Genomic DNA, 825 nt, shown 5'->3' with positions numbered 1-825 from the left:
GTGCCATGGATTCTGTTCTCAAGGCTGCGTCCTAACCGTATTGACTAGTGCTATAGTTGGGAAATTCCCAAAGCGGTTAAAACCAAGTTTGACAATGAATACGCGAAAGCGATCGCGGCGGGTGAAGGAACTGGTATCAGTGAAGTGACTGCCCGACTAGCCCAACAGATTTGTATGTGGCATCAGTCGGAGGCGATGGTAGAGCAGGAGATGTTAGGCTGCACTACCCTGAAGTTTGATTGTTACCACCGGGTGTTTGATAAGTTCGGTTTTGGTTCCCGCGAACGGGGCTGGCTACTCACTCGGATCGTACCCTTTGATGAGATGTTTAAATGCCTTCCCAAGTCTAAAGCCATGGGACGATTCCGGCAGTTGTGCGGGTTGGGCGCTACTCAAGTGCAATCTGGAAAGGCTGACACTCGTAGCAGTTTCACCGGAAGTAAAGAGGCGCGATCGACCTTACATCAGTTTGTTGTTCGGGCAATCGAGAGGGGGACACATCGCGAACAGAAACCGGGCGGAGGTGCGATCGCGACAACCCCCTACGATTGCCTTCCCAAATCACCAGAGGCTCAGTCTGATACATTTACGCGACATTTATCCGGCTATTGCCTGACAATGCGACGATAGCACTATTACCCGTTAAGGTAACAGAGGCGGTATCCCGCAAAGCTTTTAGAAAGATTCCAAAAGCACCGTTCCAGTCCCTGGGTAGAGTGAACCCACACTCAGGACATCGGAACACTTTTGAGCCACCTAGCTGGGAATGCACATGACCACAGTGAGTACAGGTTTTGCTGGTGTATTCTTCCGTCACATCTACAA

At 50.7% G+C, this 825-nt stretch carries 2 protein-coding genes; one reads left to right on the top strand and one right to left on the bottom strand.

From position 1 onward, the window contains the following. Positions 1-144 precede the first annotated feature (144 nt). Positions 145-630 (top strand): transposase, encoded by a 486-nt coding sequence (locus P5674_RS25390; protein ID WP_014276004.1) that lies wholly within the window; start codon positions 145-147, stop codon positions 628-630. On the opposite strand, the gene P5674_RS25385 is transcribed toward P5674_RS25390, so the two are convergent. Beyond that, the coding region (locus P5674_RS25385) for a zinc ribbon domain-containing protein (protein WP_315670441.1) at positions 587-825 on the bottom strand (239 nt) is incomplete at its 5' end. The two genes, P5674_RS25390 and P5674_RS25385, sit on opposite strands and share 44 nt — an antisense overlap.

It is taken from the genome of Limnospira sp. PMC 289.06 (assembly GCF_032350395.1).
Lineage (GTDB): Bacteria > Cyanobacteriota > Cyanobacteriia > Cyanobacteriales > Microcoleaceae > Limnospira > Limnospira platensis.
Note: the sequence above shows the minus strand (reverse complement) of the source record. Positions and strands in the feature narration are given on the sequence as shown.